Source organism: Vannielia sp. (assembly GCF_029212645.1).
Lineage (GTDB): Bacteria > Pseudomonadota > Alphaproteobacteria > Rhodobacterales > Rhodobacteraceae > Vannielia.
Genome location: NZ_JARGND010000081.1, coordinates 5,682 through 7,374, shown reverse-complemented (window position 1 = coordinate 7,374; position 1,693 = coordinate 5,682). Strand labels below are relative to the sequence as shown.

3 protein-coding genes are annotated in these 1,693 nt (G+C 63.4%); 1 reads left to right on the top strand and 2 read right to left on the bottom strand.

Annotated features, from left to right (window positions below; genetic code table 11):
- Both P1U55_RS15450 and P1U55_RS15445 read right to left on the bottom strand, forming a co-directional pair.
- On the bottom strand, window positions 1-537 hold a 537-nt coding region (locus P1U55_RS15450; protein WP_301048532.1), incomplete at its 3' end, for an NUDIX hydrolase.
- Window positions 538-575: 38 nt separating this feature from the next.
- Window positions 576-1,007, bottom strand: a complete 432-nt coding sequence (locus P1U55_RS15445) for a DUF983 domain-containing protein (RefSeq protein WP_301048531.1) — start codon at window positions 1,005-1,007, stop codon at window positions 576-578.
- A gap of 263 nt (window positions 1,008-1,270) precedes the next feature.
- Between P1U55_RS15445 and P1U55_RS15440 the strand changes: the two genes are divergently transcribed.
- Window positions 1,271-1,693: EF-hand domain-containing protein (locus tag P1U55_RS15440; RefSeq protein ID WP_301048530.1), on the top strand; the 423-nt coding region annotated here is incomplete at its 3' end.

Genomic DNA, 1,693 nt, shown 5'->3' with positions numbered 1-1,693 from the left:
TTGGGTGAGCGGGATCCATTGCAACAGCGAAAGCTCATCACTGGCGCGTGAAAAATCATCCGCATCTCCCACCACCCGCGTTGCGCGGATCAGGAAGAAGCGCGCATCAAACCGCCTTGGCCGCCCCGGCGGGGTGATGGCGCGGTACACAAAGCGCATCCCCTCGGCGCTGGGCAGATAGCCCGCCTCGGCAAAGCCCTCCCAGCCCTCCGGCACCGATCCAGGCCAGGTGCCGGGCCCGCCCAGGATCAGGCCGGTCTCTTCCCACAGTTCACGGATACCAGCGGCAAGCAGGGCCTCGGTGCGATCTTCGTCCACCTCGGCACACAAGCGTGCGGCGCAGCGCGGGTCAGGCCCTGCCGCAAGGCTCACCTGGCTGTCGGCCGGATCGACCGCGCCGCCGGGGAACACAAATTTGTTAGGCATGAAGGCGGCTTTGGCGCCACGCTGGCCCATCAGCACTTCCACCCCCTCGCCGCCATCGCGGTAAAGGATGACGGTTGCTGCGTCTCTGAGGGCTGATTTATCTATTGTCATTATGGTCATTCCCGCTCTTTGGGCAGGGTCGGGGCCACTTACCCCGGCTCGCTGCCAAAACCGTGCATCCGTTTGGCCCATTGCAACCCCACCATCAGCCCCTTCAGCCTTGGCAGAAGGTAGAGCGAGAGCGCAACGCAACCAATCGAAAAACCGACCGCCATGATAAGCGGATCAGGCCGGAAGGCAGTGTAGACGAACAAAATGAGCGGTGCAAGGATATGGCCCACGATCAGGATCGTCAGATAGGCGGGGCCGTCATCGGCGCGGTGGTGGTGCAATTCTTCTTCACACACCGGGCAATTGTCACGCACCTTGAGATAGCCCGACATCATCGGCCCGTTCCCACAGTTGGGGCAGCGCCGGCGCCAGCCACGCAGCATGGCAGGCTTGGTCGGGCGCTCTGCGTCATCGCTGGTCTCTGTATCAACAAGCGGCGCGCCGCCATGTTCGAGTGTGCTGTCTTTCATCTGCCGTTCAATCGTGAGGGGCCGCGCTTGGCCGTTTCCCTGTGCCGGGCCGCATGGCCCGCTGTCGCGTCTCTTCTATCTAAGCGCTGCGCGCGCAAAGTTGCAGAGTGCAGTTTGCCCTTGCGGCAGGATGCCGCGCAAAAGTTTTTTCTCCCAAATGCGACGGAACCCCGGATCTGCCCCGTTAGAGAAGCATCAACCGGCCAGCAAGGGCCGCGCCAATGAGGCGACAGACCACAACGACCCTGAGAGGAAATACAGACATGAAACGCATCCTTCTTCTGACCACCCTGATCGCAACCGGCCTGGCCATTGCCCCGATGGCCGAGGCGCGTGGTCCCGGCGGTGCCATGGGCCCGATGGGCAGCGATATCCAGTTCTCGGATCTGGACACCAATGGCGATGGCCAACTGACGGCCGAAGAATTTGGCGGTGCCGCGCAGGTCCGCTTCAACCGGGTCGACACCAATGGTGACGGCGAGTTGAGCAAGGACGAGCTGGCCGCTGCCGCCGAGGCCCGCAAGGCAGCCCGCAAGGACGCCCGCCTTGACCGTATGATCGAGCGCGCCGACACTGACGGCAACGGCACCCTCAGCGCCGAAGAGCTGGCAGCTGCCGGTCCCGGTGGCGATCACGGCAAACGTGGTGATCACGGCAAGCGTGGCGACATGGGCGACCATGGCAAA

Excerpts from the sequence above, each read along its gene's own strand:
- P1U55_RS15445 (WP_301048531.1), bottom strand. The coding sequence starts at position 1,007 with ATGAAAGACAGCACACTCGAACATGGCGGCGCGCCGCTTGTTGATACA.